The 23616-nt window shown below is 69.8% G+C and carries 18 protein-coding genes, 1 tRNA gene and 1 riboswitch; of the genes, 4 read left to right on the forward strand and 15 right to left on the reverse strand.

Annotation, left to right across the window (positions count from 1 at the left end; all coding sequences use genetic code 11):
* Positions 1-169 precede the first annotated feature (169 nt).
* Together OG709_RS13675 and OG709_RS13680 are read left to right on the forward strand one after the other, a co-directional pair.
* A complete protein-coding gene (locus OG709_RS13675) occupies positions 170-1174 on the forward strand; it encodes a LacI family DNA-binding transcriptional regulator (protein ID WP_266642795.1) in 1005 nt (334 codons plus the stop codon).
* Between the two features lie 255 nt (positions 1175-1429).
* Positions 1430-3295 (forward strand): discoidin domain-containing protein, encoded by a 1866-nt coding sequence (locus OG709_RS13680; protein WP_266642793.1) that lies wholly within the window; start codon positions 1430-1432, stop codon positions 3293-3295.
* A gap of 89 nt (positions 3296-3384) precedes the next feature.
* Here OG709_RS13680 and OG709_RS13685 read toward each other — a convergent pair whose 3' ends face one another.
* Together OG709_RS13685 and OG709_RS13690 are read right to left on the reverse strand one after the other, a co-directional pair.
* A complete protein-coding gene (locus OG709_RS13685) occupies positions 3385-4236 on the reverse strand; it encodes a Bax inhibitor-1/YccA family protein (RefSeq protein ID WP_329166273.1) in 852 nt (283 codons plus the stop codon).
* Between the two features lie 160 nt (positions 4237-4396).
* Positions 4397-4479: transfer RNA gene (locus OG709_RS13690), tRNA-Leu, on the reverse strand.
* Between the two features lie 375 nt (positions 4480-4854).
* On the opposite strand from OG709_RS13690, the gene OG709_RS13695 reads away from it, so the two are divergent.
* Both OG709_RS13695 and OG709_RS13700 read left to right on the forward strand, forming a co-directional pair.
* The gene (locus tag OG709_RS13695; RefSeq protein ID WP_250302018.1) at positions 4855-5625 is read left to right on the forward strand and encodes an ABC transporter ATP-binding protein; all 771 of its coding nucleotides are present in this window, start codon (positions 4855-4857) and stop codon (positions 5623-5625) included.
* A 75-nt stretch (positions 5626-5700) separates the two neighbouring features.
* Complete coding sequence (locus tag OG709_RS13700; RefSeq protein ID WP_250302017.1) at positions 5701-8229, forward strand: ABC transporter permease; 2529 nt, start codon at positions 5701-5703, stop codon at positions 8227-8229.
* A gap of 139 nt (positions 8230-8368) precedes the next feature.
* Here OG709_RS13700 and OG709_RS13705 read toward each other — a convergent pair whose 3' ends face one another.
* The 13 genes from OG709_RS13705 to OG709_RS13765 all read right to left on the reverse strand — a co-directional run bounded on the left by OG709_RS13705 (position 8369) and on the right by OG709_RS13765 (position 23445).
* Positions 8369-9676: an SAM-dependent methyltransferase gene (locus tag OG709_RS13705; protein WP_250302016.1), complete on the reverse strand. Its 1308-nt coding sequence runs from the start codon at positions 9674-9676 to the stop codon at positions 8369-8371.
* A 204-nt stretch (positions 9677-9880) separates the two neighbouring features.
* Positions 9881-11263 (reverse strand): NAD(P)/FAD-dependent oxidoreductase, encoded by a 1383-nt coding sequence (locus tag OG709_RS13710; protein ID WP_250302015.1) that lies wholly within the window; start codon positions 11261-11263, stop codon positions 9881-9883.
* 367 nt (positions 11264-11630) lie between these two features.
* Positions 11631-12548: a Ppx/GppA phosphatase family protein gene (locus OG709_RS13715; RefSeq protein WP_266642738.1), complete on the reverse strand. Its 918-nt coding sequence runs from the start codon at positions 12546-12548 to the stop codon at positions 11631-11633.
* Between the two features lie 160 nt (positions 12549-12708).
* Complete coding sequence (locus OG709_RS13720) at positions 12709-13242, reverse strand: DUF501 domain-containing protein (protein WP_266642736.1); 534 nt, start codon at positions 13240-13242, stop codon at positions 12709-12711.
* 123 nt (positions 13243-13365) lie between these two features.
* Positions 13366-13842: an FtsB family cell division protein gene (locus OG709_RS13725; protein ID WP_250302012.1), complete on the reverse strand. Its 477-nt coding sequence runs from the start codon at positions 13840-13842 to the stop codon at positions 13366-13368.
* 79 nt (positions 13843-13921) lie between these two features.
* Positions 13922-15211, reverse strand: coding sequence for a phosphopyruvate hydratase (gene eno / locus OG709_RS13730; RefSeq protein ID WP_250302011.1), 1290 nt, complete (start codon positions 15209-15211; stop codon positions 13922-13924).
* Between the two features lie 237 nt (positions 15212-15448).
* Positions 15449-16201, reverse strand: a complete 753-nt coding sequence (locus OG709_RS13735; protein ID WP_250302010.1) for a transglycosylase family protein — start codon at positions 16199-16201, stop codon at positions 15449-15451.
* A gap of 3 nt (positions 16202-16204) precedes the next feature.
* A riboswitch (cyclic di-AMP (ydaO/yuaA leader) is annotated at positions 16205-16392 on the reverse strand.
* 255 nt (positions 16393-16647) lie between these two features.
* Positions 16648-17550 (reverse strand): LysM peptidoglycan-binding domain-containing protein, encoded by a 903-nt coding sequence (locus OG709_RS13740; RefSeq protein ID WP_326694741.1) that lies wholly within the window; start codon positions 17548-17550, stop codon positions 16648-16650.
* Between the two features lie 194 nt (positions 17551-17744).
* Positions 17745-19028, reverse strand: coding sequence for a cytochrome P450 family protein (locus OG709_RS13745; protein ID WP_329166285.1), 1284 nt, complete (start codon positions 19026-19028; stop codon positions 17745-17747).
* A gap of 76 nt (positions 19029-19104) precedes the next feature.
* A complete protein-coding gene (locus OG709_RS13750; RefSeq protein ID WP_329166287.1) occupies positions 19105-21141 on the reverse strand; it encodes a tetratricopeptide repeat protein in 2037 nt (678 codons plus the stop codon).
* A gap of 34 nt (positions 21142-21175) precedes the next feature.
* Complete coding sequence (locus OG709_RS13755) at positions 21176-22216, reverse strand: nucleoside triphosphate pyrophosphohydrolase (protein ID WP_329166288.1); 1041 nt, start codon at positions 22214-22216, stop codon at positions 21176-21178.
* A 30-nt stretch (positions 22217-22246) separates the two neighbouring features.
* Positions 22247-22897, reverse strand: coding sequence for a SurA N-terminal domain-containing protein (locus OG709_RS13760; RefSeq protein WP_250302006.1), 651 nt, complete (start codon positions 22895-22897; stop codon positions 22247-22249).
* Positions 22898-23013: 116 nt separating this feature from the next.
* Positions 23014-23445 carry a GtrA family protein gene (locus OG709_RS13765; RefSeq protein ID WP_250302005.1) on the reverse strand — a complete coding sequence of 144 codons (432 nt, stop codon included), beginning with the start codon at positions 23443-23445 and terminating at the stop codon, positions 23014-23016.
* Positions 23446-23616: the final 171 nt, after the last annotated feature.

A 23616-nucleotide genomic window follows, 5' to 3' on the forward strand; every position in this document is an offset into this window, starting at 1 on the left:
CGGAAGGGATTTCAGAGATCCGGCGGTATTGACAGGCATCCCGGGCGCCAGAATCATGACCCCGTGAGCGCTCCCGGGAGCGCTCACGTACCCGGCTCCCTCCACCGTCCTCACCGTCTTCCCATCCCTCACCGGCCGTTCACCGGCCGGGGCAAGAAGGGCGACGCACTTGTCCGCAGCCAGCACGTCACGACGGGCCACGATCGACGACGTCGCCCGGTCGGCCGGGGTCTCCCGGCAGACCGTGTCCCGGGCGATCAACGACAAGCCCGAGATCGACCCGGCGACCCGGCAGCACGTGCTCCAGGTCGCCCGCGCGATGGGCTACCGGCCGAGCCGCTTCGCCCGCGGCATGGTCAGCCAGGGGGTCACCACCGTCGGACTCGTCATCGCGGACGTCCTCAACCCCTTCTTCCCCGAGGTGGTGTCGGGGGTGATGGAGGCCGCCGACAAACGCGGCTGGCAGGTCACCGTCCACAGCACCGGCCACGCGACGGAACGCGAGTCGTCGGTGGCCGACACCGTCGCCGAACACGTCGACGCCTGTGTGGCGTTCATGATCGACCCGGTGGCGGTGGAGCGCATCCGCGCCTCCGGCATCCCGCTCGTCCTGCTGAACCACGAGGCGCCGCCGCCCTCGGTGGGCGGTGTCCGGATCGACTTCGAGTCGGGGATCCGGCAGGCGGTCGGCCATCTGACCGCCCGTGGCCACACCCGGATCGCCATGCTCGACGACCGCGCGAACAGCGACGCCCTGCTGCCGGACACCCGGCACGGGCTCTTCCTGCGGGTGGCCGCCGAACACGCGCTGCCCGTGGACGAGGCCTGGGTGCTGCCCGCCGAGAACTCCCTGGACGGCGGCGCGGAGGCGATGGACCGGCTGCTGGCGGCCCTTCCGGGGGTCACCGCGGTGGTCGCGTACAACGACCTCATCGCCATCGGTGCCATGCGCCGCGCCCTGGCCCGGGGGCTCTCGGTCCCCGGGGACTGCGCCTTCGTCGGCTGCGACGGGCTGATGCTGGGGCGGCTCGTCGACCCCCCGCTCACCACGCTGCACATCGACAAGGAACAGCTGGGCCGGGCCGCCGTACGCCAGGTCGAGGCGCTGATGTCCGGTGACCGGCCCGAGGAGGCCGTGATCGTCCCCGACCTGGTGATCCGCGCGTCCAGCTGACCGCCCACCCACCACCACGGCCCCGCCCACCACCGCCGCCACCCACCACGCCCCCTACCGCCACCCCCGCGGCGCACCCACCACCACGCCCCCGCCCACCACCGCCGCCACCCACCACGCCCCCTACCACCACCGCCGCGGCCACCCCCACGGCGCGCACCTTCGCCATGCCCTCATGACCTCCGGGGAGACGCTCCACCCGTCCCCGGCGCTTGTCCGGTCCCGTACCCCCACCGCACCCGAGGAGCACACCGTATGAGCACCATCGGCAGAAGAGGCTTCCTGGCCGCGAGCATCACCGTGGCCGGCGCCGCGACCGGCCTGGGCGCCGCCGCACCCGCGTTCGCCGCCCCGGCGTCCGTCACCGGGCCGTCCGCCGCCCGGTCGTCCACCGGCCTGACCGCCCCCGCCGCCCCGACCCCGCCGCTGTACCGGGAACACCCCTGGCTGCGTACCGCCCGCACCGGTCTCTTCCTGCACTGGGGCATGTTCACCGCCCCCGCCTTCACCGATGCCGCCGCGTGGGAGGCGGAGGTCACCGGCTCCGGCTGGACCGCCGAGTACTGGGTCCGGGAAGCGCTCAAGCTCAAGGCGTCCTACCTGGTCCTGGTGACCTTCCACAGCCGCCTCGGCTACGCCCGCGCCTGGCCCTCGCAGATCCCGGGCAGCGGCTCCACCCGGCGCGACTTCCTGGGCGAACTGATCGCGGCGGCGAAGAAGCGCGGCCTGAAGGTCATCTGTTACGTCACCGACGACCCCCAGTGGCACGACGCCACCGGGACCGAGTGCCTGGACTCGGCCGCCTACTCCGCGTACAAGGGCAAGGCCGTCGACCTCACCACCCGCGAGGGCTTCGGCGAGTACTCCTACGACGTCTTCGTCGAACTCATGCGGAACTACCCGGAGTTGGCGGGTTTCTGGATCGACAACGACAACGAGTACTGGGAGCGCAACAAGCTCTACGAGCGCATCCGCACCGAGCGCCCGGACATGACGCTCAGCAACAACAACGAGGACACCCCGATCATGGACATGGTCAGCCATGAGCAGAAGAAGGGGATGCTGCCGGACTACGACTACTCGGCGGCCACCTGGACACCGCTGCCGCGGCTGGCCGAGGGCTGCTTCACGGTCGGCGGCAACTGGTGGTACGAGGGCAAGAACAACACCGTCGACTACCCGCTGACCATCCGCCGGGTGATCAGCAACGTGGGCGCCTCGATCCGCTCGCTGATAGCCGAGGGCGCCCAGCACAGTGGCCGCTTCACCCCGAACATCGAGGCGTTCAACAACTACGTCGCCGACTGGTTCGACGGCATGTGGGAGTCCGTCGACGGCACCGAGGGCGGCGGCTACATGTACGGCGGCCTGCAGCCCGGCTGGCTGAACGACGGGGCGTTCGCCGCGGTCACCGTGGCCCGGCACGACCCCCGGCTCCAGTACCTGCACGTCACCACCCGCCCCACGTCGGACACCTTCGTACGGGTCCGCGACAACGGCTACCGGATCACCCGCGTCGAGGACCTGCGCACCGGCCGGCGGATGCCGTTCGTCCAGGAGAACGGCACCCTGACGATCCGTTCCGTCTCCACGTGGGACGACTACGACACCGTCTTCCGCATCAGGACCACCGGTGACCGCGCCTTCGTCCTGCCGGGCCACCGGGTCCGCGCCACCGCCACCTCGTCGAAGGCCGGGTTCCCCGCGTCGAACCTGGTGGACGGTGACTTCACCACGTACTGGGACGCCGGCGACACCATCCCGGTCTCGATCACCCTCGATCTCGGCGAGGTGCGCAACGTCGCCTGCCTCGGCGTCAACCACCACGAGTGGTCCCCGACGCAGAACCGCGAGACCTTCGGGCGCAAGGAGGACTCGGCCCGGATCAAGGAGTACGGGGTCCAGGTCAGCCGCGACGGCCGGAACTGGTCGACCGTGATCGCGAGCGCGGAGCTGGAGAGCGCGAAGGCGGTGCGCTTCATCGACCTCGACACCAGGGCCCGCTACGTCCGGATCGACGTCGCGTCGACCTGGGCGCTGGAGAGCGTGCCCGCGTACTACCGGAAGCTGCTGATCGACTCGATCGAGGTCACCACGGGGCACCCGAGGAGCCGCGGCTGACGGTGGAACAGCGATGGCCGCCCGGACCAGGTCCGGGCGGCCATCGGCGGGTACACGTCAGTCCCCTGACGTCGCCTCAGTACTTCCTGCTAGTCACCGCTGAAGATCGCAACGAGCCGCAGCATCTCCGTGTAGATCCACACGAGCGACACCGTCAGACCGAACGCGGCCAGCCACGACTCCTCGCGCGGGGCGCCGAAGGCGATGCCGTCCTCGATCTGCTTGAAGTCCAGCGTCAGGAAGAAGCAGCCGATCAGGATCGCCGCGATCCCGACGAGCGCACCGAGCGGACCGAAGCTGCGCAGCCCGCCCTGGTCGGCCACCCCGGTGACGACCAGCAGCAGATTGACCAGCAGGAGCCCCATGAACGCGAAGGCGACGGTCATGCCCATGCGGGCGTAGCGCGCGGTCACCCGGATCCAGCGCTGCTTGTACATGAACAGCGTGGCGCCCGAGACCGCCATCGTGCCCAGCACCGCCTGGAAGGGCGCACCCGCCCACTGGCTGTTGTACATCTCGCTGATCACGCCGAGGAAGATGCCCTCGAAGAACGCGTAACCGAGGATCAGAGCGGGCACCGGCGTGCGCTTGAAGGACTGCACCATGGCCAGCACGAAGGCGACCAGCGCGGAGCCGAAGGCCAGCCCGTAGCTGGTGGTGGAGACCGGCAGCAGCGTCCAGGCCAGTACGGCGGCGACCGCGACGGTGCCGAGCGTCATGGCCGTGCGGGAGACGACGTCGTCCATCGTCATCGCGTTGGTACGGGCGGGCGCCTGCGGGCCGTGCGGGTCGGGCGCGTACGGATTCGTGGCATACGGATTCGTCACGTACGGGTTGGTCCCTACCGCGGGGCCCCCGGCCTGCGGTGCCGCGTTGAAGCCCGCGTAGCCGTTGTCGCGGCTGAAGCCCCGTCGCGAGAAGACCGGGTTGCTGCTCCTCATCTCACTCCTCAGTGGCCACGGTGCGTGGCCTCAGGGCAAGAGTAATGGGACAGCAAAGAGAAGGCCCTACTGCCTGAGAAGGATCTTTCCGCGGCGAACCCGGACAATCGCGACATCAGTGCGGGATGCTCTCCCAGCGGACACACAGGAACTGGCGAAGTGCCCGGAACCGGACTTGAACCGGTACGCCCCCGAGGGGCAGCGAGGTTTAAGCTCGCCGTGTCTGCATTCCACCATCCGGGCAGGGCGCGCGGCACCGCATTCGCGAGTCAGAGACTATCCGGACCCGCCCGCCGAGCATCGGACGAGAAGCCCGATGTTGTCTTATTTTATTGATGCCTGAAGGTGCGTCAGCAAGTGGATGGGCCATCGGCACATGCCGCACGTGGTGGACGCCTCGTACTGGGGGGTACGGGATTGACGGAAAGTCGCCGCCCGGCCGGTCCGCCCGGTCCCTCCGGCGGACCGTCTCAGGGCCGGTGTCATCCCCGAGGAGGAGGCGAGCGGCCCTCGGTCAGTCTCAAGGCGGCCCCGGGAACGGGCATGAGGACGGACGTTCCGGCCCAGGACCGGCGACAGGATGAAGAGGTCCCCACAGCCTGTCCCGAGGAGCCTCACGTGACCACGACCACCACCGCTCGCCGCTCCACCGCGGTGGCCGCTCGCGCCACCGAACTGTCGAAGGTGTACGGCCACGGCGAGACCCAGGTGGTCGCCCTGGACAGCGTCTCCGTGGACTTCCGGCAGGGCGAGTTCACCGCGATCATGGGCCCGTCCGGTTCCGGCAAGTCGACGCTGATGCACTGCGTGGCAGGCCTGGACACGTTCAGCTCCGGTTCCGTACGGATCGGTGAGACCGAACTGAGCACCCTCAAGGACAAGCAGCTCACCCAGCTGCGCCGGGACAAGATCGGCTTCATCTTCCAGGCGTTCAACCTGCTGCCCACGCTGACCGCGGCCGAGAACATCACGCTGCCGATGGACATCGCGGGCCGCAAGCCCGACAAGGCGTGGCTGGCGAACGTCATCGAGATGGTGGGGCTCAAGGACCGGCTCAGCCACCGGCCCACCCAGCTCTCCGGCGGCCAGCAGCAGCGCGTGGCGGTGGCCCGCGCGCTGGCCTCGCAGCCCGAGATCATCTTCGGCGACGAGCCGACCGGGAACCTGGACTCCCGCTCGGGGGCGGAGGTGCTGGGCTTCCTGCGCAACTCCGTACGGGAACTGGGCCAGACCGTCGTCATGGTGACCCACGACCCGGTGGCCGCCGCCTACGCGGACCGGGTGATCTTCCTCGCGGACGGCCGGATCGTCGACGAGATGCTGTCGCCCACCGCCGACGGCGTGCTCGACCGGATGAAGGAGTTCGACGCCCGGGGCCGGACCAGCTGACACCGGACCGCACCCGCCGACCCCGCTCGGCCCTGCCCCACCCCCGCCGGCTCCTCACCTCAGGACTGACACACCATGTTCCGTACCGCCTTGCGCAACGTGCTCGCGCACAAGGCCAGGCTGCTGATGACCGTACTCGCCGTGATGCTCGGCGTGGCCTTCGTCTCCGGCACCCTGGTCTTCACCGACACCCTCGGCCACGCCTTCCGCAACCAGTCGGCGAAGAGCTACGACAAGACCGCCGTCGCCGTCACCTCCTACCGCCAGGACCACGGCAGCAAGCAGAACCCCGGCGTCAGCGCGGCGGCCCTGGAGAAGATAGGGCGGCTGGACGGGGTCACCTCGGCCACCGGCCGGGTCTCCGGATTCGCCGGGGTCGCCGACCGGAACGGCAAGCTGATCGGCAACGGCTGGTCCAACTCCGGCGGGAACTTCGCACCCGGACCGCAGGGCAAGGACGCCCAGTACACCTTCACCGACGGCTCGGGCCCGGTGAAGAACGGTCAGATCGCCCTCGACCAGGACACCGCGGACAAGGGCAAGTACCACGTCGGCGACACCGTGCGGGTGGCGACCAACGGGCCGGTGCAGAAGTACACCCTCTCCGGTGTCTTCACCACCGAGGACGGCGCGGTCAGCGCGGGCGGCAGCCTGGTCCTCTTCGACACGGCCGTGGCGCAGAAGCTCTATCTGGAGCCCGGCTACTTCCAGGACGTCAACATCTCCGCCGCGTCCGGTACGTCCGCCACGCAGCTCCTCTCCCAGGTGAGGCCGCTGCTGCCGGAGAACGCCACCGCGCAGACCGGCAAGCAGCTCGCCGACGACCAGGCCAAGCAGATCGAGAAGGGCATGTCGGGGCTCAACCAGATGCTCCTCGCCTTCGCCGGAGTCGCCCTCTTCGTCGGGATCTTCCTGATCTCCAACACCTTCACCATGCTGGTCGCCCAGCGCACCAAGGAGCTGGCGCTGCTGCGCGCGGTCGGCGCCTCCCGCAAGCAGGTCACCCGGTCGGTGCTCGCCGAGGCCCTGGTGGTCGGTCTGGTGGCGTCCGCGGTCGGCTTCGGGCTGGGTATCGGGCTGGCCGTCGGACTGCGCTCCGCGATGGGCGCGTTCGGTGCGAAGGTGCCGGGCGGTCCGCTGATCGTGGCGCCCACCACCGCGCTGGCCGCGCTGCTGGTCGGCGTACTGATCACGATGCTCGCCGCCTGGCTGCCCGCCCGCCGGGCCGCGAGGATCCCGCCGGTGGCCGCGATGGGCAGTGCGCACCTGCCCGCGTCGACCAAGTCCCTGGTGGTGCGGAACGTCATCGGCGGCGTCATCACCCTGCTCGGCGCGGCCGTGATCGTGGCGGGCGCGGCGGCCGGTTCCGACGGCCGGATGATGATCGCGGCCGGTGCCTTCCTGGCCCTGATCGGCGTGATCGTGCTGATCCCGCTGCTGTCCCGGCCGGTCATCGCCCTCGTACGGCCGCTGCTGAACCGGCTGTTCGGGGTGTCCGGGAAGCTGGCGGGCCAGAACGCGGTCCGTAACCCGCGCCGCACCGGCGCCACCGCGTCCGCCCTCGCGATCGGGCTCACCCTGGTCACCGGGCTCTCGGTGCTCGGCGCCACGATGAGCCAGGCCGTGGACCGGGTGACCACGGACAACATCAAGGCCGACTACATGGTCCAGATGGCGAACGGCATGCCGCTGGCCCCCTCCACGGTCACCGCGCTGGACCACGCGAAGGGCGTCACCGCGGTCTCGCCGCACATCGGCACCCAGCTGATCCTGGGCGGCGAAGGCCTCTCGGTCTCCGGTGTCGCTCCCGGCGCCGTCCAGCAGGTGCTGAACGTCAGGACGGTCTCCGGCTCGCTGGCCACGCTCGGCAAGGGCGAGGTCGCGATCGCGCAGAAGACGGCCGACAGGCACCACTGGAAGCCCGGCAGCAAGCTGCCGGTGACGTACCTGGACGAGAAGAAGGGCGAACTGACCGTCGGCGCGGTCTTCGAGGACAACCAGTTCGTCTCCGACGTGCTGGCCTCCACCACGGTGGTGACCCCGCACGAGAAGAAGCCCGAGATCCGCGAGATCTTCGTCAAGACGGACGGCGGCAGCAGCAAGGCGGCCGAGCAGTCCCTGGTGAACGCGATGGGCGACAACCCCGCCATCTCGGTCATGGACCAGAAGGACATCCGCAACGCGTTCGGCGGCATGATCAACACGGCGCTGAACATCATGTACGGGCTGCTCGCGATGGCCCTGATCATCGCGGTGCTCGGGGTCGTCAACACCCTGGCGATGTCGGTCTTCGAGCGCCAGCAGGAGATCGGGATGCTCCGGGCGATCGGCCTGGACCGGGCCAAGGTGAAGCGGATGATCCGGCTGGAGGCCGTGGTGATCTCGGTCTTCGGCGCGGTCGTCGGGATCGTGCTGGGTTCGTTCCTGGCCTGGGCGATCGGCCAGACCATCAGGTCGAGCATCCCGCACTACGTCCTGGTCATGCCGTGGGGCCGGATCGGCATCTTCCTGCTGCTCGCGGCGTTCGTCGGGGTGCTGGCCTCGCTCTGGCCGGCCCGCAGCGCCGCCCGGCTGAACATGCTGACGGCGATCAAGACCGAGTAGCCCTCCGTCAGGGGGTACACGGACGGGGAGGCCCCGGGACAGTTTCGATGTCCCGGGGCCTCCCCGTCCGTACGCCCGCCCGCGGCCGTCCCCGGAGGTCAGGTCCCCCGCGGATCAGCGACGGGCCGACAGCGGTACGTCAGTGCGTCCGGCGCCAGTCACGCGCCCGGCGCGGCAGCCCGGAGGCCCCGCTCTCCGGGGTCTTCACGGCCAGCACCTGGTTGACGCCGATCCGGTTGTGCTCGAAGGCGAGCGCCGAGGCCGCCATGTACAGCCGCCAGACCCTGGCCCGGCCCGGACTCGTCAGCCGGACCGCCTCCTGCCAGTTCGCCTCCAGCCTGGCCACCCACTCGCGCAGGGTCAGCGCGTAGTGCTCGCGGAGGGTCTCGACGTCACGGGCCTCGAAGCCCGCCTCCTCCAGGATCGACACGGTGCGGCCGAGCGGCGCGAGCTCCCCGTCCGGGAAGACGTACGCGTCGATGAACTCGTCGATCTCGTAGGCCGATTCGTCCGCCTCGGGGCGGCGGGCGATCTGGTGGTTGAGCAGCCGTCCGCCCGGCTTCAGCAGGGCGAAGACGTCGTCCGCGTACTCCCGGTAGCGCACCGAGCCGACGTGCTCGGCCATCCCGATGGACGAAATCGCGTCGTAGGGGCCGTCCCTGACGTCCCGGTAGTCCTGGACGCGGATCTCGATCCGGTCGGTCAGGCCCTCCTCGGCGATGCGCTTGCGCGCGTACGCCGCCTGCTCGCGGGAGAGGGTGACGCCGGTGACCTGTACGCCGTACTCGCGGGCCGCGTGGATGGCCATCGAGCCCCAGCCGCAGCCGACGTCGAGCAGCCGCATGCCTTCCTTGAGCGCCAGTTTGCGGCAGACCAGGTCGAGCTTGTCGCGCTGGGCGGTCTCCAGGGTGGAGTCCTCGTCCCAGTAGGCGCAGGAGTAGACCATCGAGGGCCCGAGCACCAGCTCGTAGAAGTCGTTGCCCACGTCGTAGTGGTGGCTGATGGCCTGCTTGTCGCGGCGCTTGGTGTGGATCGTGCCGCGGCGGTTGCGGATCTCCTCGGGCGGCGGGGGCGGCGGGGGAAGCAGCCCGCCGATGTCCAGCAGCCCCCGGGCGGCGGCCCGCAGTTTCGGGTCGAGCAGCGGGTGGCGGGCCTTCTTGGTGTCCGCCTCGTCGTCGCCGCGCTCCCAGATCAGTCCGGCCAGCAGCCCGAGCGCGGCGTACAGATCACCGTCCACGTCGATCTCACCGGCCACCCAGGCACGGGCGAGTCCCAGCTCTCCCGGCTTCCACAACAGCCGCCTGAGGGCCCGACGGTGACGGATCACCAGGACGGGTGTCCCCGGGGGCCCGGACTCGCTGCCGTCCCAGGCCCGGATACGGACCGGGAGCGGGGCTCCCAGCAGCTCCTCGGCAAGAGTGGTCAGCCGCAGCGCGGCGTCGGCCATGGCGCACACCTCCGTACAGATGGAAAAGGCTCAGCAGTTGGTAAACAACGCACACGTGCCGTCACAGTCCCAATACCACGTAACGGGACCGTAAAATCCATGGTCGATACATGTATATCTGTCCGGGAATGCCGAAGGGGCCGCTCGCACCACGGATGGCGAACGGCCCCTTCGGGCATGAACTGACGTGCTGGTGCTGCCCGGTCAGGCCTTGGCCTTCTCGGTCTCGGCCGGAACCGCGGCCGGACGGGGGGCCGGCTTGGCCGCCTCGTAGAACTCCTCGCGGGGAGTCTCCATGGCGCCGAGCGAGACCACCTCGCGCTTGAGGAACATCGCGAGCGTCCAGTCGGCGACGACGCGGATCTTGCGGTTCCAGGTCGGCACCGCGAGGCCGTGGTAGCCACGGTGCATGTACCAGGCGAGACGGCCCTTGACCTTGATCTTCATCTTGCCGACGACGATCATCGCGACACCCTTGTGCAGGCCGAGGCCCGCCACCGCACCCTTGTTGGCGTGCTCGTAGGTGCCCTGCGGGAAGCCGCGCATCCCGGAGATGACGTTGTCACCGAGGACCTTGGCCTGACGCAGCGCGTGCTGGGCGTTCGGCGGGCACCAGGCGTTCGGGTTGCCGGCCTTGCGGCCGACCATGTCCGGCACCTGGGCGTTGTCGCCCGCGGCCCAGATGTAGTCCGTGCCCTGCACCTGGAGCTTCTCGGAGGTGTCCACGTGGCCACGGGGACCGAGCGGCAGGCCGTAGCGGGCCAGTACCGGGTTCGGCTTGACGCCCGCGGTCCACACGAGGGTGTTGGCGTCGACCTCGAGGCCGTTGTTCAGGACCACGTGGCCGTCGACGCAGGAGTCCATGCCGGTCTTGAGGTAGACCTCGACACCGCGGGACTCCAGGTGCTCCTTGCCGTACGCGCCGAGCTTCGGCCCGACCTCGGGAAGGATCTTGTCGGCCACGTCGACCAGCACGAAGCGCATGTCCTCGCGCTTGACGTTGGTGTAGTACTTGGCGGCGTCCCTGGCCATGTCCTCGACCTCGCCGATGGTCTCCGCACCCGCGAAGCCACCGCCGACGAAGACGAACGTGAGCGCCTTGCGGCGGACGTCCTCGTCGGTCGTCGAGTCAGCCTTGTCGAGCTGCTCCAGGACGTGGTTGCGCAGGCCGATGGCCTCCTCGACACCCTTCATACCGATGCCCTGCTCGGCGAGGCCGGGGATCGGGAAGGTACGGGAGACCGCGCCGAGCGCGATGATCAGGTAGTCGAAGGGCAGCTCGTAGGCCTCGCCGACGAGCGGCGCGACCGTGGCGACCTTGCGGTCCTGGTCGATCGTGGTGACTCGGCCGGTGAGAACCTCAGCCTTGGGCAGCACGCGTCGCAGCGGGACGACGACATGCCGAGGCGAGATGCTGCCGGCAGCAGCTTCGGGGAGGAAGGGCTGGTACGTCATGTACGAGCGCGGGTCCACGACCGTGACGGTCGCTTCGCCGTAGCGCATCTTCTTGAGAATGCGTCGAGCTGCGTACAGGCCTACGTACCCGCCTCCAACTACGAGGATCCTGGGACGCTCCGTGGTGCTCATGGCAACGAGTATCCACCTCCAGGAGGGGGGTACCTCGTGCGCCCCTTCACAAGGTCCTCGGGCGCCTCTGCTACACTGCGCGGCCCACGTGACGGAGATCATCCTCCCGCGAGGGAACCACTGCCCCGGAATGAACGTTGTTCACCCCTGCTGAGCTGGTAATCACTGGGCAGAGCCGAGTGGACCACTGCCGGATTTCACCCGCCCGCAACACCCACGACACTGCCCGTAATGCGCAGAACCGGGACCTGTGGGCCCCCGATAAGGACCAACGGCCCCGGATCTTCGGCCGACAGGCGCCAATTCCTTGTGAAGAACTTCACGAACTTTCCCGCGGAGGACCGACCGGACTGCCTCCAGGGGTCGTTCAGGTGAGCGACCAGGCGATCCCGTCGAGGATGTCGTGCTCGCTGACGACCACTTCCGAGGCCCCCGTGCGCTGCATGACGGCGTGCAGGATCATCGCCCCCGCCACGATCACGTCGACCCGCCCGGGATGCATCACGGGGATCGCCGCGCGCTCCTCGTGGGTCGCCGAGAGCAGCGAACCGGCGACCTCGGCGACCTGCCCGGCGGTGATCCGCGAGTGGTGGATCGCCGAGGAGTCGTACGTGTCGAGGCCCAGCGCGATGGCGGCGATCGTGGTCACCGATCCGGCGAGGCCGACGAGCGTACGGTCGCCCGTCAGCGGGACGGTCTCCGCGGCCAGGTCGAGCGCGTCGGCGATGTCGGCGCGGACCGCGGTGATCTCCCCGAGGGTCGGCGGGTCGTGCCGGACGTGACGTTCGGTCAGCCGTACGCAGCCGATGTCCACCGACCGGGCGGCACTGACGTGTTCACCACCGACGACGAACTCGGTCGAGCCGCCCCCGATGTCCACCACCAGGTACTCCCCGCCCTGCCCTGTCAGCTCCTTGGTGGCCCCGGTGAAGGAGAACTCGGCCTCCTGGTCACCGGTGATCACCTCGGGCTCGACACCGAGGATGTCCAGCACCCCGCTCACGAAGGCGTCGCGGTTCTCGGCGTCCCGGGAGGCGGAGGTGGCGACGAAGCGGAGATGCTTCGCCCCGTGGGCCTTGATGGCCTCGGCGTACTCCTTGCAGGCGGCGAAGGTCCGCTCCAGCGCCTCGGGCGCGAGGCGCCCGGTCCGGTCGACGTCCTGACCGAGCCGGACGATGGTCATCCGCCGGTCGAGATCGACGAGTTCACCGGTGGCGGGGTCGGCGTCGGCGATGAGCAGACGGATCGAGTTGGTACCGCAGTCGATGGCGGCAACGCGAGTCATGAGTACTCCTGCATCTGGCCCCTCCGGCAATTGAGGAGCACGAGTCCGGGGCCGGCGCCCCTTTCAAGCCCCTCCGGCGACCGAGGAGCGGGGCCCCGATTCAAGCCCCTCCGGCGATTGAGGAGCGGGGGCCCGGGGGCGGAGCCCCCGAACGAAACGCTCAGCCCTCGCCCGGCCCGCCGCACGGCGACACGCACGGCCCCTTGCGCCACCACTCCGGCAGCATCGCGATCGCCTCGTCCCCGAGCGGGTTCACGCCCGGCCCGGCGGCCAGCGAGTGCCCGACGAGCACGTGCAGACACTTCACCCGGTCCGGCATGCCGCCCGCGCTGGGGAAGCCCTCCAGGACCTCGATCGCGTCACGCCGTGCAATGTAGTCCTCGTGCGCCGCCCGGTACGCGGCGGCCAGTTCGGGGTCCGTACCGAGCCGCTCGGTCATCTCCTTCATGACCCCGTTCGCCTCCAGCGTGCCGATCGCGGAAGCCGCACGCGGGCACGTCAGGTAGTACGTCGTCGGGAACGGAGTGCCGTCCTCCAGACGCGGGGCGGTCTCGACGACGTCCGGGTTGCCGCACGGGCAGCGGTGCGCGATGGCGCGCAGCCCGCGGGGCGGGCGGCCGAGCTGCTCCTTGAACGCGGCGATGTCCGCGTCGGTGGGCTCGGTGCGGTCGGTCTGCGGAGGGGGCGTTTCCATGCCTGCCTTGGATCTGAGTGGCTGTCACTCGTGGGTCGTGAACCGAACGGTCATGAACGGATCGGTCATGAACGGATCGGCCAGGAACTCATCGGTCGGTATCTGAATCTGATCGGTCGTGCACTAGTGCGTCTTGTCGTGGTCGGCGCTGTCCACGCCGTCCCACAGGTTCGCGTACCAGGGCCGGTCGGCCGCCCCCTGCTTCTCGGGGCGCTGCGTGCGGGAGTCGGGGTCGACGACGATGTAGCTCGTCTCCCCCGGCCGCACGTAGTGCAGTTGCTCGCGGGCCAGCCGCTCCACGTACGCGTCGTCCTGGAGCCGGGCCTTCTCGTCCCGCAGCTCCTCCACCCTGGCCTTCGCGTCATGCACCTGACGTCGCTGGTCGGCGATGTCGTTGCGCTGCGACACGTACTGCCGCATCGGATACGCCAGGGCCACCACCAGCGTGCAGAGCACCATCAGCAGGACCGCCGCCCGGCCGGTGAGCCGGGGCCTGCGCGCCTGGCGCTTCGACTGGGAGCGGTAGACGCGGGCCGCGGTCTGCTCGCCGAGTGCCTTCAGTCTGGTCGCGGTGGAGAACCGGTCCCGGTTCCCTGCCATGCCGCCTCCCCGTGTACGCACGTCCGTCCCCGGACACGGTACGGGACCGGGTGCGAGGACGGACGGAGGCGGGAGCGGATCAGCTGGAGCGGAAGCGCGGGAATGCCGAACGGCCCGCGTACACCGCGGCGTCGTCCAGGATCTCCTCGATGCGCAGGAGCTGGTTGTACTTGGCGACGCGCTCGGAGCGGGCCGGGGCGCCGGTCTTGATCTGGCCGCAGTTGGTGGCGACGGCCAGGTCGGCGATGGTGACGTCCTCGGTCTCGCCGGAGCGGTGGGACATCATGCACTTGAAGCCGTTGCGCTGGGCCAGCTCGACGGCGTCCAGGGTCTCGGTCAGCGAACCGATCTGGTTGACCTTGACGAGCAGGGCGTTGGCCGAGTTCTCCTCGATGCCACGGGCCAGGCGCTCCGGGTTGGTGACGAAGAGGTCGTCGCCGACGATCTGGATCTTGGAGCCCAGCTTCTCGGTGAGGACGTTCCAGCCGGCCCAGTCGTCCTCGAAGAGCGGGTCCTCGATGGAGACCAGCGGGTACGAGGCGACGAGCTCCTCGTAGTACTCGGTCATCTCGGCGGCCGAGCGGGACTTGCCCTCGAACTCGTACGTGCCGTCCTTGTAGAACTCGGAGGCGGCGACGTCCAGCGCGAGCGCGATGTCCTTGCCCGGGGCGTAACCGGCTTCCTTGATGGCCTCGAGGATGAGGTCGAGGGCGGCGCGGTTCGACTCCAGGTTCGGCGCGAAGCCGCCCTCGTCACCGAGGCCGGTCGACAGACCCTTGGTCTTCAGGACCTTCTTGAGGGTGTGGTAGACCTCGGCGCCCCAGCGCAGGGCCTCGGAGAAGGACTCCGCACCGATCGGGGCGATCATGAATTCCTGGATGTCCACGTTGGAGTCGGCGTGCGACCCACCGTTCAGGATGTTCATCATCGGAACGGGCAGCAGGTGCGCGTTCGGGCCGCCCAGGTAGCGGAAGAGCGGGAGGTCCGAGGCCTCGGAGGCGGCGTGCGCCACGGCGAGCGAGACGCCGAGGATGGCGTTGGCGCCGAGCGAGCCCTTGTTCTCGGTGGCGTCCAGGTCGAACATCGCCTGGTCGATCAGCCGCTGCTCGGTGGCGTCGTAGCCGACGAGCTCCGGGCCGATCTGCTCGATGACGGCGAGGACGGCCTTCTCGACGCCCTTGCCCTGGTAACGGTTCGGGTCACCGTCGCGAAGCTCGATGGCCTCGAACGCACCGGTGGAAGCACCGGACGGAACTGCAGCACGACCCGTGCTGCCGTCGTCGAGGCCGACCTCGACCTCGACCGTGGGGTTACCTCGGGAGTCCAGGATTTCCCGGGCTACGACGACGTCGATCGACGGCACTAGCATCTCCTTCTGGGATGTGACGCTATGGGCGCAGGGTCTCTTTGGCCTTGCGACAAGAGCCTAACCGCCCAGGGCACCGCCACCGGCAGGGCGCCCGGCCCCTGGGACGAAAAAGGGCCCAAAAGCTCGTATTACGGTACGGAAGTCAGTGAAGTACTGACCAGTAGCCAAAAGACCCCGACCCGGCGCGTACGGGGGAGTCGCGCCGGGCCGGGGCGTTCAGGGGAGGAGAGCCGGGGATCAGCTCAGGTGAAGCTGCTGACCCGGGTAGATCAGGTCGGCGTCCTTCACGATGTTCTTGTTCAGGTCGTACAGCTTCTGCCAGCCACCGGGGGTGTGCGCGGCGGCGGCGATCTCGCTGAGGGTGTCGCCGGCCTTGACCTTGTACTCGCCGTCGCCCTTCTGGATCACGACCGGGGCGGCGTGGCGGGGAGCGGCGTGGCGGGGGGCGGCCTGCTTCGGGGCAGCCTGCTTCGGGGCGGCCTTCGTGGTGGTGCGGGCCTCGCCGCGCGAAGCGGTCTGCTGCTCGCCGCGGCTGCTCTGCTGGCTGGTGCTGGAGCTGGCGCTGGAGCTGCCCGAGTGGCTCGACGTGGAGGTGTTGACGCCCGGGTCGACACCGTCGTTGCTCAGGTTTCCGGCACCGGCGCAGGACCAGGCACCCGGGCCCTGGATGGCGAGAAGCTTCTCGGCCACGGCGATCTGCTGGTCCTTGGTGGCCAGGTCGGCACGCGGGGCGTACTGCGTACCACCGGCGGCGGCCCAGCTGGAGGCGGAGAACTGGAGCCCACCGTAGTAACCGTTGCCCGTGTTGATGGACCAGTTACCGCCGGACTCGCACTGCGCGACGGCGTCCCACGTGGAGACGGAAGCGGCGGAGGCCGAGGTCGCGCCCAGCAGCGGCACGGCTACGGCCGCACCGGCGACACCGGCGAGCGTGGCGATGCGGACGGCCTTGGAGGGGCGACGGTGCTTGGACTTGCTGGAAAACAGCATGGGGACTCTCCTCACCGACGCCTACGAGGTGAGCTGTCGGGTTCGGGCCAATGAGTTGCCCGGCTGCGCGACCTAGCGCACAGCTTCACCCCAAGCCGGTTCCAGTTCGTACCGTTCGCTGACTCACGAACGGACGGCCGGCCCCGGCGCTTACCTGGGTCCCCCGCTCCTGCCTACGGCGCTTTACGCGTCGACTGTTTCCCCTCGACCGATGGCAGGATTCGGCGTGGCGATCGAAGAGGCCCGCGGTGCGAGCGGTCTGACAAAAACACAGGACTCTCCGATATTCAAAGATGACCATGAAGGGCGGAACGCCCTGGTTTACAACCCCCCGCATCCTGTTTTCGCAGGTGAGGGGCGGCGCACGCCGGGCGGACAGTCTGGACATTCAGCAAGTCGAACGAGAGCCATGTCTCACTCGAACGAAGCGGACATAGCCCCGCGAACTACCCTTGTTTTTGGTCGAGATCAAGGCTCTGGCCAGGAACGATGTGGTCCGGGTCGGCGCCGACCGTCCGCTGGTTCGCCTCATAGAGTGCGGGCCATCCGCCGGGCAGATCGTGCGCTTCCGCGATCGCCCAGAGGTTGTCACCCTCGCGGACGGTGTAAGTGCCGTCCGTACGGGCGGTATCGCGAGCCGGACCGGCGGAGCGCGAGGCGTGGCGGCCGGAATCGTCACGGCCGACACCCGCACCGTCCTGCGCCTCACCGCCACGGTGCCTGCCCGCCGTTCCCCCCTGACCGGATCCCGTGGCACCCTCAGGCGCCGACGTGGAGCCGGAAGGTGAGCCGGAGTCAGAGCCGGAGGGGTTCGCAGAGTCGGACGGTCCAGAAGAATGGGACTTACTTGATGAACCGGACTTATTTGATGAACCGGGTGAAGTGGGTGAAGCGGGCGAACTGGGCGATGCGGCCGAAGCGGAGCCCTTCGATCGCGGCGCCGAGGCCGAGGACTTCGGTGCGGGCGTAGCCGGATCCGAAGCGGAATCGGTCGCCGAGGGCGTGGGGCTCGCGGTGTCCGGAGCGCCCGGATCCACGGACGGGGTCGCGGTGTCACTCTCCGTCAGGCCCGAGATGTCCGCGCAGCTGGCCCAGGGCTTCGAACCCTCGGCCGCGAGGACCTTCTGCGCCACGGCTATCTGCTGGGCCCGGCTGGCGAGGTCGGGGCGGGCCGCGTACTGCGTGCCGCCGTACTGGTCCCAGGTCTTCTGCGAGAACTGGAGCCCGCCGTAGGCCCCGTTGCCGAGGTCGGCGCTCCAGAGGCCGCCGCTCTCGCAGAGCGCGACCCGGTCCCAGGTGGAGGCGTCGGCGGCGTGCGCCCCGGTCGCGGCCAGCAGTGGAAGGGCCATGGCGGAGCCCGTGACTCCTGCCGCTACGACAAGAGCTGGAGCCTGACGGGGGCGGCGGTGCCGACCGTTCCCGGTGCGCATGCGGTGGCCTTCCGTGTGACGGATGAGTCGAGGGGTGAACGTAGCCGTACTCGAACGTCAGTCACAAGTCGATGCAGCGCAGATCACGTGAATGTCACATCCTTGACGGTGCGTCACTTCTGGCTGGGGCCGAACTCCACCGGAAGGGTGCGCAGTCCGCGCATGATGAGCCCGCCGCGCCACCGCAAATCGCCAGGTTCCCCCGCAAGTCGCAGGTCCGGCAGCCGCCGCAACAAGGTGGCCAGCGCGGTCTGTGCCTCCAGTCTGGCCAGGGGGGCGCCCAGGCAGTAGTGGATGCCGTGGCCGTACCCGAGGTGCTGGTTGTCGATGCGGGAGAGGTCGAGGGTGTCGGGCTCGGAGAAGCGCTCGGGGTCCCGGTCCGCGGCGGCCAGGACGACGAGCACCGGATCGCCCTCCGCGATCGTCTGCCCGCCCAGTTCCAACTCCTCGGTGGCGTACCGCCAGGTGGCCAGCTCGACCGGGCCGTCGTAGCGCAGAAGTTCCTCGACCCCGGTGGCCAGCAGCTCCGTCTCGCCCGCGGCCAGGGACGCCTGGAGCCGTGCGCGCTGGTCCGGGTTGCGCAGCAGGGCGTACACGCCGTTCCCGATGAGGTTGACGGTTGTCTCGAACCCGGCGAAGAGCAGGATGAACGCCATCGCCGCCGCCTCGTTCTCCGTCAGGTGCTCACCGTGGTCGCTCGCCCGGATCAGCCCCGAGATGAGGTCGTCGCCCAGGTCCTCCCTCTTACGGTGGATGAGTTCGGCCAGGTAGTTCCGCATCTTCTTGACGGCCCGTCCGACCCCGCCGCGCGGGCCGCCGCCGTGCCGGATCATCATTCCCGCCCAGTCCCGGAAGTCGTCCTGGTCCTCGCGCGGGACGCCGAGCAGATCACAGATGGCGTAGATGGGGAGCGGGAAGGCGAACTCATGGATGAGGTCCGCCTCCCCCTTCTCTCCCTCCCCCTTCTCCGCATCCGCCTTTTCCAGGAAGGCGTCGATCAGCTGGTCCGTCAGTTCCTGCACGCGGGGCGCGAAGAGCGCCACGGTGCGCGGGGTGAAGGCCTTCGAGACGAGGCGTCGCAGCCGGGTGTGGTCCGGCGGGTCGATGTTCAGCAGATGCGTCATCAGGTCCGCCTTGCGCTCCCCCGGGATGCCGGTCTTGCCCTTCGCGTGCGGGGACTCGGCGTGGTGCGCGGGGTTCTTCGACAGCCGGGGTTCGGCGAGGGCGGTACGGGCGTCCGCGTACCGCGTCACCAGCCAGGCCTCCACACCGCTGGGCAGCGCGGTCCGGTGCACGGGGGCGTGCTCGCGCAGCCAGGCGTACGCGGGGTACGGATCGGTGGCGAACTCCCAGGTGAAGAGGGCGAGGGTGGGGCCTGCGGCAGTCTCGTCGGTCACGTCTCGACGTTAGACGGGCCTGTCTCCGTCTGCCGCATCGGCTCCGGAGAGAGGGACAGGGGGAGAGGGGGCGGTGCTACTCCAGGTGGGCCGCGTCGCTGTCGAGCTGGGCGAGGGTGATCGCGGCCTGGTCGCTGCCCGCGTCCGCGGCCTTCCGGTACCACTCCCTGGCCTCGGCGGTCCGGTGGCGCCGCTTCAGATTCCCCGCGAGCAGGAACGCGGCCCCCTCGTCGCCCCACGCGTGCCCCAGGCGGTACAGCGGCTCTGCCTCCACCAAGCGCCCCTGCCGTTCCAGCAGTACGGCCAGACCGGTGGGCGCCTGAGGACGCCCGGCTTTCATGGCCTGCCGGTAGAGGGCTTCCGCCTCCTCGGCCCAACCACCCTGGTAATGCAGCAGCAGCGCCAGGTTGTGCGCAGCACGCGCGTCCCCGGCGTCGACCCCCTTGCGGTACCAGCTCTCCGCCTCCACCGTCTGCCCCCAGTCGTGGAGAAGCGAACCGATACTGGCCGCGACCTCCTCGCGCCCCGCCGCCACGGCCGTGCGGTAGAAACGCATCGCCTCGGCCGTCTCACCCGTGCCGACCAGCATGTCGCCCAGATCGTGCGCCGCCTCGCCGTTGCCCTGTTCGGCCGCGCTGCGCAGCCACCGCATCGCGCGGTCCTGCAGCAGTTGTCCGAGCAGCCCCGCCGCGTCGGAGTCCCCGGTCTCGGCCGCCACTTCCAGGAAGGGTTCGGCCTCCCGGAACTCGCCCCGGTCGACCAGGATGCGGCCCAGCCGCCCGGCCGCCTTCACATGACCGGCTTCCGCCGCCTTCCGTAGCCACTCCTCGGCGGAGTCCATGTCCTCGGCCGCCACGAACAGATCGGCGAGGCCGAACATCGCCTCGGCGCTTCCGGCCTCGGCCTCGGACCGGTAGGCGGCAGCCGCCGCCTTCACCACGGCGTCGTGGCCGTCCGTTCCCTCGGCCGCCCGCAACGCGCACCGCCACACCGCCAGCGGCACGGGCGACCGTGCCGAATCGTGTGCGGCCATCACCACCAGGGAGCCGAACGCCCGCCAGGTCCCTTGCTCTTCACCGGGTACGAGGAGTCCGGTCACCCCGTGGCGTACGCCGGACGCCCAGTCGAACGCCTCGTCCAGGCTCTCCCGACCCGCTGCGGGAACGGCATCCAGATAGAACTCGTGCGCCTCCCGCAGCCGCAGGGCCGACACCGGTCCCGGAACTTCGCAGCGGGCCAGGTCGATCGCAGCCTGCACCAGGGCGTGCCCACGCCGTCTGCCTGCCGCCTGCCGGGAGCGCCGCCACTCGTCCCACAGCAGCGGGCCGACGGCCAGATACTCACCGACCCGGCGCGTCGGCCGCCACCGCTGGTGCACGTCGTTCAGCCGTGGATCGCCCTTCCACGCCAGGCCCGCGAACTCCGCGTCACTCCACTCGGACGCCAGATCGACGGTGGCCCTGGCCATGTCGAGCACGGTGGACGCGGGTCCGGTGCCGTACCGGACCCTCTCGTAGACCTCGTTCCGCATCGTTGCCAGGACCACCACCCGCTGCCTCTGCAACTCGTTCAACAGGCCGGGTTCCAGGCCGTTCTCCCCCGGGTTCTCCCCCAGGTAGCGGGGAAGGTCGTCCAGCCAGAGAATCCTGGGGCGCTCGTCGGGCCGGCTCGTCCGGCAGAGCGGGGGAAGCGTATGGAGCGGCGCGCCCCGGCGCGGCGCGAGAACGCAGGCGTTCGGCATCTCAGCGGTCATCGCCGCCCAGGTGCTCATGGTTTTGCCCGAGAAGGGCTCGCCGGTGACGAGCACCAGCCCTCCGGTCCACGCCACTTCCCTTACCGCGTGGCGCAGTTCGTCGTCGGTGTCCCGCCTGATGTACAGCGGAAGGTCGGGGCTGCCCTTGGCCCGCCAGGGACGCCGTACACCGAGCGCGACCGGGTCCGCGTCGGCTGCCGGCGGCCACTGCCTCGATTCGGGCAGTGGGCCCGTGCCGCCGTTGAAGTGGACGGATCCGATGTACCCCGACTGAACGACGGGACCCACGGTGCCACCGGACACACCGTTACTGACGCGCGCCGCACCGTCCTCGGCCCAGCGGTCCCCCTGCGTACCCATCGCTCCCCCACATCACGGCGTCCAGGCCACCACGTTACTCAGCAACTCCCGCCTCAGCGGCCCGGATCGCGTCCCGGTACGCACGCGCCGCGGCCCGCAGCGCGGACTCCGGTTCGGTGCCTTCCGCCTCGGCCCGTGCGGCGAGCGCGAGCAGTTGGTAGCCGACGCCCTCCCCCTGCGGCAGCGGAACGTCCAGTCCCCCGGCGCGCACCCGGGAGCTGAGCTTCGCCGCGAGGGCCAGCGCGGGCTGGCCGACCGGAACACCGTCGGTGACCGAGGCCCGCTGCTTCTCGATCGCCTTGGTGCGGTTCCAGTGCGCGTGGACGTCCTCGGCGGTCAGCGCCGTCTCGTCGCCGAACACATGGGGGTGGCGCCGGACGAGCTTGTCGACGAGGCCGCCCGCGACGTCGTCGATGGAGAACGGCTCGTCCCCTTCTTCCCCGCTCGCCTCCTCCGCGATCCGCGCGTGGAAGACGACCTGGAGCAGTACGTCGCCCAGCTCCTCGCGCAGTTCGTCGCGGTCGCCGTCCTCGATCGCCTCGACGAGTTCGTACGCCTCCTCGATGAGGTACTTCGCCAGCCCCCGGTGGGTCTGCTGCGAGGTCCACGGGCACTCGCGGCGCACCCGGTCCATCACCTGGACGAGGTCGAGCAGGCGCGCGCCCGGCAGGTCGTACGAGCCGGGCAGCAGCTCCAGGTCCGGCATCCGCACCCGGCCGCTGCCCGCGAGCCGGGCGAGACCGTCGGTCAGTGGCCGGTCGCCCTCGCCGGAGGGGAGGACCACGACCGTACGGCCGCCCGCGCACTCCTCGACGAGCCGGTGCGCGTCGGGCGACGCGTGCTCGACGGTGACGCCCGCCTCCCGCAGGTACGGCAGCTGGGGGTGGGTCTCGTCCCCGCACAGCACCCGGTCGGCGGCGTGCAGCAGTTGCCAGGCGGGCCAGGACAGCAGCCCCGGCGCGACACGGTGGCTGGTGGTCAGCAGCACGATGCGGCCGGTGGCGCCGTCGGGGCTTTCCGGACCGGCGGGGACGGAGGCGGCGTCGGAGGCGTTCGGGGTGTCTTCAGCGGTCACCCCTCGAACGTACCCCGCCGGCCGGAGGCCCTACGCCCCGGTCTGGATGCCCTGCCCCTTGGCGGTCTGCGCGATCCACGGTGCCTGGTACTCGCCGAGCTGGCTCTTCTTCGCGTTCCAGACCCCGTAGCGGGGATTGACGTCGACCCCCATGGCCTTGGAGGTCTTCGCCATCGCCTGGAGCACCACGGTCTGCCCGGCCGAGGTACCGAGGTCGGCGCCCAGCTGCTGGGCCAGCTTCGACGCGGTGACCTGCTCCTGGAGCGCCGCGTCGATCTGGCTGGGGGCCACGCCGTTCTGCTGGAGGTAGACCTGCTGGAGCCGCTGTTCGCTGCCCGCCTGCTTGGCGAGCTGGTCCCGCGCGTCCTGCACGTCCTTGCGGGTGACCTTGACCCCGGCGTCCGCCGCGGCCCTGGCGAGCACCCGGTCGAAGATCATGCCGCCGAGCTTCATTCCGCTGAGGTTGTTGCTGCTCTTGATCATCTCGGCGGCCTGCGGGGACTTGTTCTGGGCGTCGCGCACCTCCTTCACCTGCGCCTGGACGGCAGCGACCGTGATCCGGTCCTTGCCCACGACGGCTGCGGCCCCGGGATGCGCCTGACTGCCGCAGGCGGCGAGGAGCGGGGCTGCGCCGAGGAGCGCGGCGGATACGGAGAGCGCAGTGCGACGGCGGCGGTGCAAAGGAGCCTCCTGGCGGCGAGTTTGTGCAGACATCGGTGCGGGTGCCCGGCGCCCCCGGCAAGGGGGTTCAGGGCCTGGCGACGAGCGGGTAGCACAAGGCCTTGCGGTGATCGATGTTAGGCATTCGGCGTGGCGGGGGCCACTGGTTCGACCAACGATTCGGAGGCTTCCGGGTTGTCGGGGCGGAGCATGATCGTCCGTGAGATGACGAAAGTGAGCGGAATGGCCGCCGCGGCGGCGACCAGCGGCGCGTAGTGCGGGCCGAGGTGGGCCAGGTCCACCAGGACGTAGACACCGCCCGTCGTGATCACGAAGTTCGCCACGTTCGTCAGCGGGAACAGCAGGAACTTCCGCCAGGTCGGCCGGATCCGGTAGGTGAACCGGGCGTTCATGAAGAACGAGCCGATCATGCTGAGGCAGAACGCGAGGGTGTGCGCGGCGAGATAGGGCAGCTGGGTGAGGAGCAGCAGGTAACAGCCGTAGTACGTGGCGGTGTTCACCCCACCGACCAGCGCGAAGCGGACCAGCTGGGCGATCGGGGCGGTCATCTGCGTACAGCTCCAGGAGGCAGGGGTGAGGGGCGACCCCTCTCGGTGAAGTCAGGGAGAGGCAGCCCTTCTCGGTGAAGTCGGGAGGGGCAGCCCCTCCCGGTGAAGTCGGGGCGACGGTTCGGTGAACTCCCCGCACTACGGGCCAATTCAGCCGATTCCTTGCCATAT

The sequence above is a fragment of the Streptomyces sp. NBC_01267 genome, from assembly GCF_036241575.1.
GTDB lineage: Bacteria > Actinomycetota > Actinomycetes > Streptomycetales > Streptomycetaceae > Streptomyces.

What these genes read in the sequence shown, in the direction of transcription:
- OG709_RS13685 (WP_329166273.1), bottom strand. Translation starts at nt 4,236, where the DNA reads ATGAGGAGCAGCAACCCGGTCTTCTCGCGACGGGGCTTCAGCCGCGAC.
- OG709_RS13765 (WP_250302005.1), bottom strand. Translation starts at nt 23,445, where the DNA reads ATGACCGCCCCGATCGCCCAGCTGGTCCGCTTCGCGCTGGTCGGTGGG.
- OG709_RS13705 (WP_250302016.1), bottom strand. Translation starts at nt 9,676, where the DNA reads ATGGCCGACGCCGCGCTGCGGCTGACCACTCTTGCCGAGGAGCTGCTG.
- OG709_RS13750 (WP_329166287.1), bottom strand. Translation starts at nt 21,141, where the DNA reads ATGGGTACGCAGGGGGACCGCTGGGCCGAGGACGGTGCGGCGCGCGTC.
- OG709_RS13715 (WP_266642738.1), bottom strand. Translation starts at nt 12,548, where the DNA reads ATGACTCGCGTTGCCGCCATCGACTGCGGTACCAACTCGATCCGTCTG.
- OG709_RS13710 (WP_250302015.1), bottom strand. Translation starts at nt 11,263, where the DNA reads ATGAGCACCACGGAGCGTCCCAGGATCCTCGTAGTTGGAGGCGGGTAC.
- OG709_RS13725 (WP_250302012.1), bottom strand. Translation starts at nt 13,842, where the DNA reads ATGGCAGGGAACCGGGACCGGTTCTCCACCGCGACCAGACTGAAGGCA.
- OG709_RS13735 (WP_250302010.1), bottom strand. Translation starts at nt 16,201, where the DNA reads ATGCTGTTTTCCAGCAAGTCCAAGCACCGTCGCCCCTCCAAGGCCGTC.
- OG709_RS13740 (WP_326694741.1), bottom strand. Translation starts at nt 17,550, where the DNA reads ATGGCCCTTCCACTGCTGGCCGCGACCGGGGCGCACGCCGCCGACGCC.
- OG709_RS13700 (WP_250302017.1), top strand. Translation starts at nt 5,701, where the DNA reads ATGTTCCGTACCGCCTTGCGCAACGTGCTCGCGCACAAGGCCAGGCTG.
- OG709_RS13720 (WP_266642736.1), bottom strand. Translation starts at nt 13,242, where the DNA reads ATGGAAACGCCCCCTCCGCAGACCGACCGCACCGAGCCCACCGACGCG.
- eno (WP_250302011.1), bottom strand. Translation starts at nt 15,211, where the DNA reads ATGCTAGTGCCGTCGATCGACGTCGTCGTAGCCCGGGAAATCCTGGAC.
- OG709_RS13680 (WP_266642793.1), top strand. Translation starts at nt 1,430, where the DNA reads ATGAGCACCATCGGCAGAAGAGGCTTCCTGGCCGCGAGCATCACCGTG.